Here is a 16,584-nt window from a genome sequence, read left to right on the forward strand (position 1 = left end):
AGCCATTGCCATCCTCCAGTCCTGTTAGCCGTTAGAAACATCTCCCGCGACACCACAGCCTTGCCCGCTCACGGATGTTCTGCAATGTTTCCGTAGCTTGTATCGCATGAACGGCTGGTGCCCGATAACGACAATAATAATACATGACGGCGAAGGTTACAGCATGGAGAGGGTATGAGGTAGCTGTCAACGAAAAGCAGGCACCCTCATCCTGGTGAAAGCAATCATGCCGGGTATGAGGGTGTGTAGTGAAGCCGCCACTGCCCATATGCCCCCCACGACCGCATAACAGCGGAATATGGTGATGAACGGCGGGAGCCCGCCGCGCTGCCGTCCCGGACCCGGACGCCCCCCTTTCACTGATCCCTTCCCTGTTCAGCCGTGGCGGAAACTATATATACTTGTCTTGACATGCCGATACCCATAGAGGCATGGGCACAGTTGCCTGCATGGTGGTAAAAGGAGCTGGAGGAAGATGTTCTCGTCGCAGCAGAGAAAGGACCACATCGAGACTGCCAGGGGCAAGGTCTTCGATATTCTGATCATCGGGGGAGGGATAACCGGCGCCTGCGCGGCGCGGGACGCGGCCCGCCGGGGCTATTCCACCGCCGTCGTGGAGAAGAAAGACTGGGCTTTCGGCACCAGTTCCCGTTCGTCCAAGCTGGTGCACGGCGGCCTGCGTTACCTGGAGCTCTTCGATTTCAAATTGGTCTTCGAGGCCTGCCGTGAGAGGAGGCGCCTGCTCCTCAACGCCCCCCACGTGGTGTGGCCGCAGTCCTTCATGTTCCCGGTCTATAAGGGGGACAAGAACCCGCTCTTCCTCATCGCCATGGGCCTGTGGATGTACGATTTCCTGGCCCTCTTCCGCAACGTGCAGAGCCATCAGTTGCATGGCCCCAAGCGTATCCTCGAGGTGGAGCCGGAGCTGGACCGGGAGCGCCTAACCGGCGGGGGACAGTTCTACGACTGCTCCACCGACGACGCGCGCCTGACCCTATCGCACGTGCAGTCGGCTAACCTGGAGGGCGCCTGCTGCCTCAGTTATGCACGGGTGCTCGACATCCTGCACGACAAGGGCAAGGCATGCGGGGTGCGGGTGAGGGACGAGGTTGGCGGGGAGGAGTTCGACATCGAGGCCAGGATGGTGCTCAACTGCACCGGACCCTGGACCGACGTGGTCTGCCGCCTCGATGAGCCGGAAGCGACCCCGAAGCTGCGCCCCACCAAGGGCGCGCACGTCATCGTGCCCTGGGAGAGGGCGAGGGCCACAAACGCTCTTCCTATCATCTCGCCGGCCGACGGGCGCCTGATGTTCCTCATCCCGTGGGGGGACTACGTCCTCATCGGCACCACGGACACCGATTACGATGAGGACTACGACACCGTCCACGCCACGCGTGACGATGTGCAGTACGTCCTGGACGCGGCTAACCGCTCCCTCCCCGAGGCGCATCTGACCCCGAACGATGTCATCAGCACCTATGCCGGCCTGCGGCCCCTGGTGGTCGAGGGCGGGGGGAAGGACGTAAAGGAGAGCCAGGTCTCGCGGGAGCACAGCATCTACGAGAGCCACTCCGGCCTCATCTCCATCGCCGGGGGCAAGTTGACCACCGCCCGCTCCATGGCCCAGGAACTGGTGGACCTGGCGGCCACGCGAATGGAGGAGCGCTTCGGGGTCCAGGCTGCGAGGTGCACCACCAGGAGAGCGCCGGTGTTCGGGGTGGACGGGGTCGACTTCCGCAAGCGCCTGGAGAGGCTGGCCGGGGACCTGCGCCTGGACCCGGACATCGTCTCAAAGCTGCAGCTCCTGGGCACGGGCGCGGTGCGGGTGCTGGCCATGCTCGCCGAGGGCGGTTCCCTGGCGGAGCGCCTGGGACCCGACGTTCCTTATATCGAGGCCGAGGTCATATATTCAGCCCGCGAGGAGATGGTCATGAGTCTCAGCGACTACATGGTGCGGCGCAGCCTCATATACTACGAGGACGGCGAGCAGGGGTTGGGTTGCGCGGAGAAAGTGGCCGGAATCCTTGCCGGAGAGCTCGGCTGGGACGAGGAGGAGAAGCGGCGCCAGGTGGAAGAGTACCGCGACGTGGTCGGTCTCTCTCGCACTTACAGAGAGGTCTAAGGGGTTCAGGTCTTGTATTTTGGATTACGGGGTCGTGGAACCATCCTTAATGTTGCTCCTCAGAGGGGTTCTTTTAACAGCATTTGCCATTACATACCACGGTATCCAAAATACAAGACCTGACCCCTGGATGGGAGGTGGACATGGGATACTGGGACGATTACATGGGGGACTACGACACCCTCTTCGCCAAGGACCCCATGTATGCCGATGCCATGCGCATCATGATCGAGCTCATGGGGGACGCCAACCGCAAGCGCGTCCTCGACCTTGGGTGCGGCTCGGGGACCCTCATCTCCCGCATCACGGAGGAATATCCCGATGCGGAGATATACGGGGTGGACCCCTCCGAAGTCATGGTCCAGAGGAGTGCGGACAGGTTCAAGGACCAGCCCAACGTGCATGTCGCCATCGGCAACGGGGTGCAGATGCCCATGCCCCCCGACTACATCCACTGCATGCTATCCAACCTCGCCCTGCATCACGTCAAGCCGGAGGAGAGGGCGGCCTGTGCGTCGGAGATAGCCCGCGTGCTCAAGCTGGGGGGAAGGTTGGTCTATGCCGATATGTTCTGCGACGTGACCGGCCCCATCGACGATCCAGCGCGTTGCCGCGACATCATCGAGAAGATGGTGGGCAAATCCCTATACGACCTGGACCACGGCGCCCTGGAGACAGCGCTCCTGCACATCGGGGACATCCCCTCCGTGATCAGGGAAGAGGGGGAGTACTTCACCACCGACGCGCTATGGATGGAGCACCTGGCGGCGGCCGGACTGGGCCGCCTCGAGGTCATCCCCGTCCCCCCGCAAGACTTCGGCTACCGCATCATCACCGGGACGAGGATGACTTAGGATCTATCTCGCCCGTCTGTAGGATTGCATCGCGCAAGCGACAGCACCTTTACGCTCGGACGCGCATCAAACGCGGGATGCTCGTTCCTCTCGCAACGACGTACTTTCGCGACACATTCTCTCAGGCAGTGCTAGTCTTCGAGGCCCTCCACGCTGCAGCTGCATACCTTCCCCAGCACCTTGGCCTCGGCGAGGTTCCCGGCGATCACCGGGAGATCGAAGGGGTGAGAGAAGGGCGGGGCATAAGCCAGGTCCAGGAAGGATAAGTCGGTCACGTCCAGCCCTCCCCTGACCGCGGTTGCCATGATGTCCAGGCGCTTATCCACGGCGGCATGGTGATCGCCGACCGCCTGCGCGCCCAGCACCTTACCGGTGGTCTTTTCGACCGTGACCCGCATCGCGATGTCGCCCTCACCGCGGTAGTAGCCCGGCCGCGAGGTGTCCTCGACGTCTACGGTGGCGGCATCGAAACCGGCTTCAACAGCCTCTCTCAGGCTCAGGCCGGTCTTGCCCGCGGTCATGTCGAAGGCCTTGATGATGAACGTCCCCTGGGTGCCGGGAAAATAGGACTCGTTCCCGGCCGCGGTCTCGGCGGCGACCCGCGCCTGCTTTCGCGCCGTCGAGCCCATGGGCATCCACCCCTCTTTGCCCGAGACCAGGTTATGGGTGGTGGCGCAGTCTCCGCAGGACAGCACGTCGGGGGCGCTGGTGCGCATGCGTTCATCAACCCGAATGGCCCCCTTCGCGCCCAGGACTATCCCGGCCTTCTCGGCCAGCGCGCTAGCCGGCCTGATGCCGATGGAAAGGAGGACCATGTCCGTATCAATCTCCGCTCCACCCGCGGCCACCCCGGCGACGGTGCCGCCCCTTTCGTGGATGCCCTCGAGCGCAGCGCCAAGGTGGAGGGTCACCCCGTTCTTCTCCAGGTGCGCGGCAACCCTGGAGGCGAAGTCCGCATCAAGAGGTGGGAGCACCTGGTCCGCCAGCTCGACCAGGTGGACCTCCAGCCCCAGCCGCCGCAGGGCCTCGCACATCTCCAGCCCGATGGCCCCCGCGCCGACGATGGCCGCCCGCTGCGGCGCCCGCAGGTCGATAAAAGACTTCATCTCCAGGGCGTGGGTGATGGAACGCAGAACGAAAACCCCCTCCAGTCCCACGCCGTCTATGGGGGGGACGAAGGGAAAGGCGCCGGTGCCGATTACCAGCGTGTCGTAGGGGATTGAGGACTCGCTCACCCCCTCCAGGTCCGCCACGCGGATGGTCTTGTTCCCGGTGTCTATCGCGTTTACGCGGTGGCGCAGGAATACGCGAATGTTGCTGCGGGACTCGAACTCCTCGGGCAGACGCGCCAGCAGCCGGCGCCAGTTGGGACTGTGTCCCCCGATAAAATAGGGCAGGCCGCACCCGACGTAGGAGATGAACTCGTCCTGGTCGTAAATCTCGATCTCCGCGTCGGGGCAACAGCGCCGCGCCTTGGCGGCGAAGGTGGCACCTCCCGCTACCCCACCGATAACGACCAACCTTCTTGCTCCTCCCATGGCAGATCACCCTCCCGCTGTAAATGGCAAATGGTCAAGTATATAATTCCCCTAGGGAAGAAAGGGAAACCACATGCGCGAAGCCTACATCGTCGGCGTGGCCATGACCGATATCGGGTGGCACGAACGCGACCCCCACGAGATGGGAGTGCAGGTGTGCTGCGAAGCGCTGCGCGACGCCGGGCTGGAAGCCTCACGGGTCCAGGGCCTGCTCTCCACCCCCCACGGCTACATGGCCGAGACGCGCAAGATGGTCACCCAGAGGATGGCCGACTACCTGGGCATCACCTGCGGACTGATGATGGACATCGACAGCGGCGGCAATTCCACCTCCGTTGCCGTGCATATCGCCTGCGACCGTATCAGGATGGGCGAGATCGACTCGTGCCTGGTTTTCGCCGCCCAGAGGGAGGCGCCGCCCAAGCAGATAAAGAACGATATCATCGGCCACTTTCACCTCATCAAGGCCGCCAATTCCCTCTACGATTCCTACCAGGCAGCTTACGGGGTGATCAGTCCGCTGCCCTTCTACGCCATGGCTATTCAGAGGTACATGTACCTTAACGACATCGCGCCCGAGGACATCGCCAGGGTGGCGGTGCTCCTGCGCGAACACGCCCTCAAGCATCCGCAGGCGGCCTACAAGGAGCCGCTGACCCTGGAGCGGGTGCTCTCGGACAAGCTCATCTCGCCCCCCATCCACCGCTTCGAGAGTTCGGAGATGCACGACGGGGCGGCGGCGGTGCTGCTGGTCTCGCGGGAATTGGTGCGCGACCGGGAGAGGGCGGTGCGCGTTGCGGGCATCGCCGAGGCCCACGACCCCACCAGCTTCGTCCCCTACCGGGGAGAGATCTCCAGGTTCCCCTGTGTGGGGAGGGCCGCACGCGCCGCCCTGGACCGCTGCGGCTACGCCACGGCCGATATCGATGTGGCCGAGGTCTATGGCGCCTTCGCGGGCATGGAGCCCATGATGTACGAGGAGCTGGGCTTCTTCGCGCCAGGGGAGGCACCCGCCGCCATCCGGGATGGTCGAACCACCCACGGCGGGGACGTCCTCCTCAACCCCAGCGGAGGCCGGCTCTCCCTGGGACACCCCGCCTATGTCACCCCCCTGCTGGAGTTCACGGAGGTGGTGCGCCAGCTCAGGGGGGAAGCGGGGGAGCGGCAGAGGCCGGGGGCCGCGGTGGGTCTCGTCCATACCGAGCAGGGCTTCATCAACGGTTCCATCGTCGCCGTCCTCGACCTGGAGGGTGAGTAGATGGACACCAGGCCCTACCTGCAGGACCGGGCCGCGGAGGAGTTCTTCTCACTCCTGGAGCGGGGGGAGTTCAAGACCACGCGTTGCGCCGCCTGTGGCGAGACCCATTGCCCGCCGCGTGTCGTCTGCCCTCACTGCCTGGGCGAGGATATGGAGTGGGTTGACCTGCCGCGCCAGGGCACGCTCGTCGCCTTCACCCAGCAGACCGACGCCATCCGCTGCCGTATGCCGGACGTCCTGGGCATGGTGGAGCTGGAGGGCATAGGCAACCTCTTCACCCGCATCGACGCCCCTTTCGAGGAGCTGAGCATCGGGATGAAGGTCGCCTTTTCCACTTGGACGTCCCCGGACGGCGTGCTGCTCCACCAGTTCCGCCCTGTATAGGGGTCAGGTCTTGGATTTTGGATACCAGGGTATCTTAACCGTTTCTCCGCTATTTTGCCCTATCTGAGCAGGATCCATGCACTACTTACCATATTATGGTATCCAAAATCCAAGACCTGACCCCCTAGATGGATGTTAAACTTCAACTATGATCGAGGAAATCGTTGATGGCCTGTACCTGGTCCACGGCGCCAACCGGGGCCGTTTCCCCTGGTCCAATTCCGTCCTGGCCGTGGGCGACCGCACCGTCCTCTTCGACACCGGCTGCGGCGCGGAGGCGATAGGGGAGGTCCAGAGTAGCTTTGATATAGACCTTGTCATCAATTCGCACACCCACCCCGACCATTTCTCAGGCAACCACCTCTTCCGCGGAAGCGAGCTATGGGTGCCGGACATCTTCGCCCCCATCCTGCCCGACCTAGAGAGGATGTCCCTGCGCCTCGCCGGCGGCGGGGAGCCCGCGCGCGAGTGGCTGCACCTGGTGCGGGACGTACTGGGACACGTCCCCGTGGAGCCCACCGGCACCTTCTGGGAGGGGGACGTCATCGACCTTGGGAGCATGCGCTTCCGGGCGGTCTATACGCCGGGGCATACCCTTGACCACTTCTGTTTCCTGGAAGAGGAGCGCCGGATAGTGCTCTCCTTCGATATCGACCTCACCCCCTTCGGGCCCTGGTACGGGCACGCGGAGTGCGACCTCGACCTCTTCTGCGATTCACTCCACCGCGTCCTGGGCCTGCGGCCGGGGATGGTCGTCTCCTCGCACCGCCGCCCTATCCGCGAAGGCATCGAGGAGGAGGTCGCGGCCTGGAGCGATATCTTCGTGAGCCGCAATGAAAAGATAATGCGCATGCTGGAGGAGGGGCCGGCGACGCCGGAGGGACTGGCCGGGCGGTCGCCGTTCTACGGCGTGCCGGAAAACAGCTTCGCCCTGGCCCGCTACTTCGAGGCGCGCATGGTCGAGAAGCACCTGGAGCTGCTGGTGCGGCAGGGCCTGGCCACCAGGCGCGAAGACGGTTCCTATACAAGCGGGGAAGGGCCCGGATCCACCGGGAGCTAGGGATCGAACAGCGCTCTGATTGAATGCCCTGAGCGGGATTTGCGCACGGAGAATCAGATATCGGTGCCATGCCGCCGCGTACCCGTTGCGGCATTAACAGTTCTGCTCGAAACCCCATTCGTATTGACAGAAACAACGTTATTGTCTAGAATCACAAACCAAGCAAAGAACCCGTTGGGTTCGTAATAAAGGCTCTCCGAGTCCTCTCGTCCTAAGGCCTAACGGCTATGGCGAAGGACCGATAGGGTGCAGATGGAAACGCCTGTGCCTCCCGTGTCTTGGAAAGGAGAGGGATGAAAGAGTATATGGTCATACCTCCATAACCGATTCATGCGGTATGTGCTGTTAACATCTGGATTATCCGGTATCACCGGGATAATGGAGGGCTTTACGCCAAATCCAGTGTGGTCAGCATGGCCGGGCAATCGCCATCATCGGCAGAAAGCGTTCCGAGATGACGGCAGGGAAGACAGGTTGAACTGCTGGAGGATTAATGAATGCAGCGCCCGAAGAAGGGAATGCGCAGTCCGCTGCGAACTCGGCTTTTGGAACCCCCCACTTTCCTGGGTCGAAACCTCTCCTTCGGGCGCTACCTATTTGCTATGGATGCAATGTGAGTCTCAGGAGGTGAATGGTCAATGGAAGAAAAGGGAGTAACCAGGCGCCAGTTCATAAAATACGCTGGTGCCACCGCGGCCCTACTGGGCTTGAGCCAGGCCTTGGTCCCCGAGATCGCCCGGGCGTTGGAGGAGATGGCCGCTTCCGGAAAGCCCCCGGTACTGTGGATCCAGGGGCAGAACTGCACCGGGTGTTCGGTCTCCTTCCTCAACACCAACTATCCAGACGCCGCCGAGGTGGTGCTGGATAAACTTTCCGTGCGCTATCAGCCCACGGTTATGGCTGCCGCCGGATACCAGGCTTTCGGCGTGATCGAGGACACCGCCAAGGAACTCGCGGGCAAGTACGTGCTGGTGGTGGAGGGACCTATCCCCACCGCCGAGGGAGGCGAGTTCTGCACCTTCGGCCTGGAGGAGGGCACCAAAGACCTCTTGGGCAACAAGGTGCCCAAGGACAAGCCCATCGAGGTATGGATGGAGCAGCTCGTGCCTGGCGCCGCCGCGGTCATCGCCCTGGGTAACTGCGCTTCCTTCGGCGGCATCCCGGCCGCCAATGCGGAGGTGACCGGCACCACGGCGGTTCTGGACGTGGTCAAGAAGATAGATAAGGACAAGCCGGTCATCAACGTCAGCGGATGCCCGTCCCACCCGGACTGGTTTATCGGTACCGTTCTCTATTACCTTCTCAACGGCAAGGTACCCGAACTGGACAGGTACAACCGCCCTACCATGTTCTTCGGCAAGCTCATCCACGAGAACTGCGAGAGGAGGGCTTCCTTCGATGCCGGTCTCTTCCTCGAGGACTGGAACGACAACAATCCGGACATGAAACTCTGCCTCTTCAAGATGGGCTGCAAGGGTCCGGTAACCTACGCGGACTGCCCGACCCGCCGCTGGAACTCGGCGGTCAACTGGTGCGTTGGCGCGAACGCTCCATGCCACGGTTGCGCCGAGCCCGCCTTCTACAAGGACCTGTCCCCCCTGTACGAGCCCCTGCCCGATATCAACTTCATGGGTATAAATAACGCGGAGACCCTGGGGTGGATCGCGGCCGGCGCAACCGCAGCGGGCATCGTGGGGCATTACCTCTACAAACAGCTGGGCAAGAAAGCACCCGAGGGAGGTGAGGAGTGATGGCGCAGATAGTCACCATCGACCCCGTGACCCGAATCGAAGGCCACCTGCGCATCGACGTGGAGGTGGAAGACGGCGTGGTCAAGGACGCCTGGTCCTCGGGGACCATGTTCCGGGGTATAGAGATGCTCCTCAAGGACAAGCACCCCTGGGACGCACAGCAGGTGACGGAGCGTATCTGCGGCGTATGTCCCCTGGTGCACGGTACCGCCTCATCCTACAATCTCGACGATGCCATGGGAGTGGAGCTGCCGGACAACGCCAGGCTCATCCGCAATCTCTGCCTGGGAGCCAACTTCATCCAGTCCCACATCCTGCACTTCTACCACTTGGCAGCGCTTGATTACGTTGACGTCACCGCGGTGCTCAATTACGCGGGGAACAACCCCGGCCTTAAGGCCTTGAAGGGCAAGATCGCCGGCCTGGCAAAGGCAAACGATCTCTACCCCTTCATGCCGCGTTACGAGTCGGACGACTACGTCAGCGATCCGGAGGTGGCCACGACCCTGGTGGGCCACTACGTCGAAGCGCTGGAGGCGCGTAAGAAGGCCCAGGAGATGCTGTCCATCTTCTATGGCAGGATGCCCAGCTTCGTGGGGACCATACCCGGTGGAGTGACCGTGCAACCCACGGTTTCGAACATCGCCGCTTTCCGCTCGCGGCTGGCCGAGCTGAGGTTCTGGATAGACAACGTCTACGTTCAGGACATCATGACCGTGGCCGGGGTTCCGGCGTACTCCATCTTCTTCACCGCGGGTGACTCGGGTGGGAATTACCTGGCTTACGGAGGTTTCGACGAGAACTCCCAAGGCACGGAGAAGTTCCTGCCCAGCGGGTATATACTCGCTAATGGCGTCTCCGCGGTAAAGACTTTCGACGAGCAGCAGATCATCGAGTCCGTCAAGCACTCCTGGTACACGGAGGACTGCGAAGGCAGGCAGCCGAGCGATGGTAAGACCGATCCCGATCTTGAGAAGGACGGTGCGTACTCCTTCCTCAAGGCGCCGCGCTACGAAGGCAAGCCCATGGAGGTCGGCCCCATGGCACGCATGCTGGTGCTGGCCGGCCTGGAGCTCTCGGGAAAGATACCCGAGAACAAGCAACTGCTCGTCCCGCTCATCAAGCAGCTGGGCCTGGACGCCAAGGTGACCGAACTGGTGACGGCCGGGAAATTCGGCATCCTTCCCCGCCATGCCATGCGCGCCCTGGAATGCAAGCTACTCGCGGATCAGATGGACGTATGGCTGGATCAGCTCAAGCCCGGCGAGCCGATCTGGGACCCTAAGGGAAAGGACATCCCGAGCGATTCGCAGGGGATGGGCCTTGTGGAGGGCCCGCGCGGTGCGCTCGGTCACTGGATCACCATCTCGGGGAAGAAGATCGCCAACTACCAGTGCGTTGTCCCCACCACCTGGAACGCATCGCCGCGGGACAAGGAAGGGAACCGGGGCCCCATCGAGACTTCTCTGCTGGGCCTTCCCGTCCCCGACCCGGAGAATCCTATCAACGTCGTCCGCTGCGTGCGGTCTTTCGATCCGTGCCTGGCCTGTGCCATCCATGTGATCCACCCGGAGCATAACGGCGTCAAAGAATTCCGCGTCGTCTAAGGGGGGATCCGGATGAAAGAAAAGATAAAGATCCCGGGTCCGGCGAAGGTGATATACGCGACCTACCTGAGCGCCCTCGCTATCTCCATCTACCTGGGCTTCAACAACCTGCACCCTTTTCTTGAGGGCTGGAGATACCCCTGGCAGATGAGCGTTGCCCAGGGCTTCGGCTTGATCTCCATATGGATCGTAGTCCTGACCAGCGTCACCTATATCTACTATGCGACTCTCGGCAGGCCCACGGGATGGAACGAGCCTCTGGGGTGGTACAGGATAGTCCTGGCTCTGCTGGCCATCTGGTACTTCCTGCTCTCCTACGCGGTTTACCTGCCCAACAGCTGGATGAAATGGCTGAACGACGCCTTCGGCGGCATAGCCTACACCTGGAAGGTATATGATGTCTTCCTCTGGGTCATGTTGCTGGCCAACGTGATCTACATATACGCCCGTTGGACCAAGTCGCGGGCGTTCCCGCGCTTCCGGACGGTCAAGAAGGAAGGGGGGGTGTAGCGATGTCCGGAAAGACGGCCTACAAGACCTTCAAGGGCGGCATCCATCCTCCTTACAACAAGGAGCTGGCCAGGGAAAGCGCGATCACGCCCTGCCCGGTGCCGGCGGAGGTGCTCATCCCCCTCACGCAGCACATCGGCGCCCCCAACGAGCCCCTGGTCGCGGCGGGAGACCGCGTCGAGGTGGGGCAGAAGATCGGCGGCAGCGAGGCCTTCGTGTCGGCGCCGGTGCATTCCTCTGTGGCTGGCACGGTGAAAGGAATAAAGGAGATCACCGGCTTCACCGGGGCCAAGGTGAAGGTGGTGGCGATAACCCCCGATGCCGAGCAGCCTGATTTCGCCAAGCAGCCCGGCAAGGACGTGGATTCCTACAGCGACGAGGAGGTGCGCGCCATCGCCCGCGAGGCTGGGCTTGTGGGTATGGGAGGGGCCGCCTTCCCGACCCACGTCAAGCTGGCACCACCCAAGGACAAGCCGGTGGACATGGTGATCATCAACGCCTGCGAGTGCGAACCCTTCCTCACCTGCGACCATCGCCTCATGCTGGAGAGGCCCACCGACCTTGTGCACGGACTCAAGCTGCTCCTCAAGGCCGTCGGGGCAAGAAAAGGTATCATCGGCGTCGAGGCCAACAAGATGGACGCGGTGGAAGCCGTGCGCGCGGCGGCGCAGGGCGAGACGGATATAACGGTGGAGATACTCGACGTCAAGTACCCGGAGGGAGCGGAGAAGATGCTCATCTTCGCCCTCACGCGACGCAAGGTGCCGCCAGGCAAGCTCCCCTCGGAGGTGGGCTGCGTGGTGCAGAACGTGGGCACGGCCGTCGCCCTCTATGAGGCCGCGTCCTGGGGCAAGCCCCTCTACGAGAGGGTGATCACCGTCAGCGGTCCCGGCATCAAGGAGCCGGGTAACCTGCTGGTTAGGATCGGCACCCCCATGTCCGCGCTCATAGACGCCTGCGGGGGTCTCCAGGGCGAGCCCGGCAAGGTGATCATGGGCGGTCCCATGACCGGCTGGGCCCAGCCCGATACCGCCACCCCGGTGGTCAAGGGCACCTCGGGCGTGCTGGCCTTCACCGCCGACCTCATCGACGTGGCGGACGAGCACGAATGCGTGCGCTGCGGCAAATGCATAGATGCGTGCCCCATGTTCCTGCAGCCCAACTTCATCGTGCAGGCAGTGAAGAAGGAGCTCTGGGACAAGGCGGAGATGTGGGGGGCCATGGACTGTTTCGAGTGCGGCTGCTGTTCCTTCACCTGCCCCGCCTACATCCCCCACGTGACCTATGTCCGCGAAGCCAAGGCCGACATAGCGGCCCTGAAGAAAAGATAAGGAGGTGATGCAAGTGGCAGACAAGATGCTTTTAAACGTCTCACCTCACCTGCACAAGAAGAACGAGACCATCTCACGCGCCATGCGGGACGTGCTCATCGCGCTGACGCCCGCCGCCATCTGGGCCATGGTGGTCTTCGGCTTCAACGTGGTGCTGATCATCGCAGTGAGCTGCGCCACCGCTGCCCTCACCGAGTTCGTGATGCGCAAGATCTTGCGGCGCAAGGTGACCCTGGGCGATTACAGCGCCATGGTGACGGGGGTCCTCTTCGCCTTCCTGCTCCCCCCGACCACCCCCCTATGGGTCGTGGCCATCGGGGCCTTCATCGCCATCGCGGTCTTCAAGGAGCTCTTCGGGGGCCTGGGCAAGAACATCTTCAACCCGGCCATCACCGCCAGGTTGCTGTTGTGGATCACCCCCCTGGCTATCTACACCACCAAGTTCGTGAGGCCGTTCTACTGGCGGGACAGCGGTTTCTTCACCCCTATAGCCACCAGCATCTCGAACGGGGTCACCACCTTCAAGACCCTGGCGGGCAACGTCTCCGCCGATGTGGTGGTACACGCCACGCCGCTGTCCCTGCTCAAGTCGGGACGGTGGGGGGTGAGCGCGGTGACCGGCCCCACCCCCGTCGGGGCGACCTGGACCACCTCCAGCGGCAGGCCCAGCCTCGGCTCCCTGTTCCTGGGGCTCAAGAGCGGCAGCATAGGCGAGATATCAGTGCTGCTCCTGCTCCTGGGCGGCCTCTATCTCATCTGGCGTGGGACCATAGACTGGCGCATCCCCACGGCGATCATCGGCAGTTTTCTCGTGCTGAACCTCATCGCCTGGAACCAGCCGTTCTACAACCTCTTCTCCGGCGGCCTCTTCCTGGGCGCCTTTTTCATGGCCACCGACTGGGTGACCAGCCCGGTGACGCGAAGAGGCAAATGGATCTATGGCATCGGGATAGGGGTGACCATCTTCCTGATACGGTTCGTTTATATATGGCCTGAGGGCGTAGCCGTGTCCATCTTCATATGGAACATCCTGACCCTGGCAATCGACAGGTATATCGCGGTGCCGAAGTTCGGCGAGGTGGGAACAACGGTGTTCAACAAGCTTCCCGTCCTTCCCGGGCCCGCTCCGCAGCCTGCCAAGAAGGAGGCGTGACCCGAACTGACACAGATAATGGGCGACCCTCGCGGGTCGCCCTCTGATTTGGACGGGCATCAAGCCCGGACAATGGGAATCTCCCGGGTGACTGACACGCCGATGAATAAGGTCGTTGTGCGGCGGTGGGCAAGTGCCTTACCATTACCTGATGTTACGGCCTTGCCTCCGAGGAGCATTTCGAGGCCTGACGCCCGAGGACATTAGGACGGAAGGATATGTCTGCGTGTGTGGTCATCGGCATCGGTAATACCCTCATGGGCGACGACGGGGTGGGTATCCACGCCGTCCGCTACCTCGCGGGAAAACTGCCGGACGGCGTGCCCCTCGTCGAGGGGGGCGTTTACGGACTGGATCTGCTGACCTGCCTGGAGAACCAGCACAAGGCCATCTTCATCGATGCCATTGACGTGGGCGACGAGCCGGGCGCCGTGTTCCGCTTCTCGCCGCGTGAGGTCAGGGAGAACCGGGACAGCCCCGCCGTCTCCCAGCACGATATCGGCCTCTACGATCTCATCGCCACCGCTCGACTGCTCGACCAGTGCCCGCAAGATATCGTGGTCATCGCGGTACAGGTGAAGAGCATAGAGGTGGGGATGGAGCTCTCGCCGGAGGTGCGCGGTTCCCTCCCCCACGTGCATCGCCTGGTCATGGAGGAGTTGAGTGGACGATAGGAACACCACATACCTGGCCATAGAGGTGTCCGGCATCGTGCAGGGCGTCGGTTTCCGCCCTTTTGTCTACCGCCTTGCAGAGGAGCGCGGCATCAGGGGCAGCGTGGTCAATACGCCTGACGGGGTGAAGATAGAGGCCGCCGCGGCGTCCGAGCACCTGCGCTCGTTCCTGGAGAGGCTGCTGGCGGAAGCGCCTCCCCAGGCCGTCATCGAGGACGTGCGCAGCGCGGAAGCACCCGCCTTCGACGCTACATCGTTTGTCATCCTGGAAAGCTCCAGCGAGGGGCGCAGGCAGGCTCTCATCTCGCCCGACCTGGCCACCTGCGACGACTGTTTGCACGAGCTATACGATCCCCGCGACCGCAGGTACCGCTACCCCTTCATCAACTGCACCAACTGTGGGCCCCGTTTCACCATCATCCGCGACATCCCCTACGACCGGCCTCTCACCACCATGTCCGCCTTCACCATGTGCGAGGAATGTGCTCGGGAGTACCACGACCCCGCCGACCGCCGCTTCCATGCCCAGCCCAACGCGTGCCCGGTATGCGGCCCCCGGCTGTGGCTTGCCGACGCGGACGGGAAGGAACTGGAGGCGGAAGCGGTGGAGGCGGCCGCCGTACGCATCAGGCGGGGGGAGATAGTCGCCCTCAAGGGGTTGGGGGGCTTCCACCTGGCCTGCGATGCCACTTCGGACGAGACGGTCTCCAGGTTGCGGGAGCGGAAAAGACGCTACGCCAAGCCCCTGGCGGTGATGGTCGGAGACCTGGACGAAGCCGGGAGATACTGCCGCGTGAGCGCCGGGGAGGCCCGGCTTCTCGCTTCTCCGCGCCGCCCCATCGTGCTGCTCGAGGAAAGGCGGGACTCGGGCCTCTCCCGCGAGCTGGCACCGGGGCTGCGGCACCAGGGCATCTTCCTCCCCTACACTCCCCTGCACCACCTGTTGATGGAGGAGGTGGGCGCCCCGCTGGTCATGACCAGCGGCAACCTCTCCGAGGAGCCCATCGCCAAAGACAACGGTGAAGCCCTCCGCCGCCTGGCGGGGATAGCGGATTGTTTTCTCCTCCACGACCGTGACATCCTGGTGAGGTACGACGATTCGGTGTCCATGGTGCTGGAGCAGTGTGAATACCCGTTGAGGAGGGCGCGGGGATACGCCCCTTATCCGGTAAGGCTCGAGAAGGATTCGCCACTGGAGGTGCTGGCGCTGGGGGCGGAGCTGAAGAATACCTTCTGTTTCCTGCGCGGAAAGCACGCTTTCGTCGGGCAGCATATCGGGGACATGGACGATCGCGAGGTGGTGGAGCACTACGAGGGGGCCATGCGGGCCATTCGCCGCCTCTTCTCCCTCTCCCCGCGGGTCATCGCGCACGACCTGCACCCGGAGTATCTGACCACCCAGATGGCGGCGGAATACGGCCTGCCCCTCGTCGGCGTCCAGCACCACCATGCGCATATAGTGAGCTGCATGGCCGACAACGGCCTGGAGGGCAGGGTGATCGGGGTCTCCTGGGACGGGACCGGCTATGGCTTGGACGGCACGGTGTGGGGCGGCGAGTTCCTGGTCTGCGACGAAAAGGACTTCGAGCGGGTTGCCCACCTCTCCATCTATCCCATGCCCGGCGGTGAGGCGTGCATAAAGGAACTTCACCGCATGGCATTCGGCGTGCTGTGGGAGGTATGCGCGGACGAGGCGGAAGCCATCGCCCGCTTCGGCGAGCTCTTCGCGGCGCGAGCAGCCGAGGCGGATACGCTTGCCGCGCAGGTCAGGAGCGGCTTCAACGTGCCCATGACCTCCAGCGCGGGCAGGGTCTTCGACGCCGCCGCGGCACTTATGGGCCTGCGGGACCGGGCCTTCTACGAGGGCCAGGCGGCGTGCGAGCTGGAGGCGGTGGCTGCCGGGGAGGTCACGCCCTATCCCTGCGAGCTGGATACCGGCTCCTCGCCTTGGCGCGTGAACACCCTTCCCCTCTTCGCGGCCATGCTCGAGGACGTCAGGAAGAACAGGTCCAGACCGGGGATGGCGGCGGCTTTCCACGCCGCCATGGCGGGGGCTGTGGTCGATACATGTAAGAGGCTGAGCCGGGAGACCGGGATCGTGGACGTGGCCTTGAGCGGCGGCGTTTTCCAGAACAGGCTCCTTGCCACTGCGGTGGTCGATGGCCTGCGGAACGAGGGCTTGGCACCTTTTCTGCACCGTCGGGTACCATGTAATGACGGGGGTATATCCCTGGGACAGGCGGTGGTGGCCGCCTGCCGCTTCACGGGGTGAAGTGCAGCGAGGTTCGAGCGAAAAAGCGCCGTACCCACTTGCGGGTACCGGGACGGGACGGGAAGAG

At 63.1% G+C, this 16,584-nt stretch carries 13 protein-coding genes and 1 riboswitch; of the genes, 12 read left to right on the plus strand and 1 reads right to left on the minus strand.

Annotation, left to right across the window (positions count from 1 at the left end):
- The first annotated feature begins 475 nt into the window (after positions 1-475).
- Together AB1384_09895 and AB1384_09900 are read left to right on the plus strand one after the other, a co-directional pair.
- Positions 476-2,125, plus strand: a complete 1,650-nt coding sequence (locus AB1384_09895) for a glycerol-3-phosphate dehydrogenase/oxidase (GenBank protein MEW6554584.1) — start codon at positions 476-478, stop codon at positions 2,123-2,125.
- A gap of 143 nt (positions 2,126-2,268) precedes the next feature.
- Positions 2,269-2,979 carry a class I SAM-dependent methyltransferase gene (locus tag AB1384_09900; protein ID MEW6554585.1) on the plus strand — a complete coding sequence of 237 codons (711 nt, stop codon included), beginning with the start codon at positions 2,269-2,271 and terminating at the stop codon, positions 2,977-2,979.
- Between the two features lie 131 nt (positions 2,980-3,110).
- Here the strand turns inward: AB1384_09900 and AB1384_09905 are convergent, their stop codons facing one another.
- Positions 3,111-4,517 (minus strand): FAD-dependent oxidoreductase, encoded by a 1,407-nt coding sequence (locus AB1384_09905; GenBank protein MEW6554586.1) that lies wholly within the window; start codon positions 4,515-4,517, stop codon positions 3,111-3,113.
- Between the two features lie 73 nt (positions 4,518-4,590).
- On the opposite strand from AB1384_09905, the gene AB1384_09910 reads away from it, so the two are divergent.
- From AB1384_09910 to hypF, 10 genes are all read left to right on the plus strand, one after another.
- Positions 4,591-5,775 carry a thiolase family protein gene (locus AB1384_09910; GenBank protein MEW6554587.1) on the plus strand — a complete coding sequence of 395 codons (1,185 nt, stop codon included), beginning with the start codon at positions 4,591-4,593 and terminating at the stop codon, positions 5,773-5,775.
- Positions 5,776-6,159 (plus strand): zinc ribbon domain-containing protein, encoded by a 384-nt coding sequence (locus tag AB1384_09915; protein ID MEW6554588.1) that lies wholly within the window; start codon positions 5,776-5,778, stop codon positions 6,157-6,159.
- 148 nt (positions 6,160-6,307) lie between these two features.
- Complete coding sequence (locus tag AB1384_09920; GenBank protein MEW6554589.1) at positions 6,308-7,219, plus strand: MBL fold metallo-hydrolase; 912 nt, start codon at positions 6,308-6,310, stop codon at positions 7,217-7,219.
- Positions 7,220-7,401: 182 nt separating this feature from the next.
- A riboswitch (molybdenum cofactor riboswitch) is annotated at positions 7,402-7,524 on the plus strand.
- Positions 7,525-7,857: 333 nt separating this feature from the next.
- Positions 7,858-8,970 carry a hydrogenase small subunit gene (locus AB1384_09925; GenBank protein ID MEW6554590.1) on the plus strand — a complete coding sequence of 371 codons (1,113 nt, stop codon included), beginning with the start codon at positions 7,858-7,860 and terminating at the stop codon, positions 8,968-8,970.
- Positions 8,970-10,577 carry a nickel-dependent hydrogenase large subunit gene (locus AB1384_09930; GenBank protein MEW6554591.1) on the plus strand — a complete coding sequence of 536 codons (1,608 nt, stop codon included), beginning with the start codon at positions 8,970-8,972 and terminating at the stop codon, positions 10,575-10,577. The genes AB1384_09925 and AB1384_09930 overlap by 1 nt, the downstream gene beginning before the upstream one ends.
- A 12-nt stretch (positions 10,578-10,589) precedes the next feature.
- Positions 10,590-11,087 (plus strand): hypothetical protein, encoded by a 498-nt coding sequence (locus AB1384_09935; GenBank protein MEW6554592.1) that lies wholly within the window; start codon positions 10,590-10,592, stop codon positions 11,085-11,087.
- A 2-nt stretch (positions 11,088-11,089) separates the two neighbouring features.
- Positions 11,090-12,418: an electron transport complex subunit RsxC gene (gene rsxC / locus AB1384_09940; protein ID MEW6554593.1), complete on the plus strand. Its 1,329-nt coding sequence runs from the start codon at positions 11,090-11,092 to the stop codon at positions 12,416-12,418.
- A 13-nt stretch (positions 12,419-12,431) separates the two neighbouring features.
- Positions 12,432-13,571 carry an RnfABCDGE type electron transport complex subunit D gene (locus tag AB1384_09945; GenBank protein MEW6554594.1) on the plus strand — a complete coding sequence of 380 codons (1,140 nt, stop codon included), beginning with the start codon at positions 12,432-12,434 and terminating at the stop codon, positions 13,569-13,571.
- Between the two features lie 218 nt (positions 13,572-13,789).
- Positions 13,790-14,245, plus strand: a complete 456-nt coding sequence (locus tag AB1384_09950; protein ID MEW6554595.1) for a hydrogenase maturation protease — start codon at positions 13,790-13,792, stop codon at positions 14,243-14,245.
- Positions 14,235-16,517: a carbamoyltransferase HypF gene (gene hypF / locus AB1384_09955; protein ID MEW6554596.1), complete on the plus strand. Its 2,283-nt coding sequence runs from the start codon at positions 14,235-14,237 to the stop codon at positions 16,515-16,517. Before AB1384_09950 ends, hypF begins: the two co-directional genes overlap by 11 nt.
- Positions 16,518-16,584: the final 67 nt, after the last annotated feature.

The organism is Actinomycetota bacterium, assembly GCA_040757835.1.
Classification (GTDB): domain Bacteria; phylum Actinomycetota; class Geothermincolia; order Geothermincolales; family RBG-13-55-18; genus SURF-21.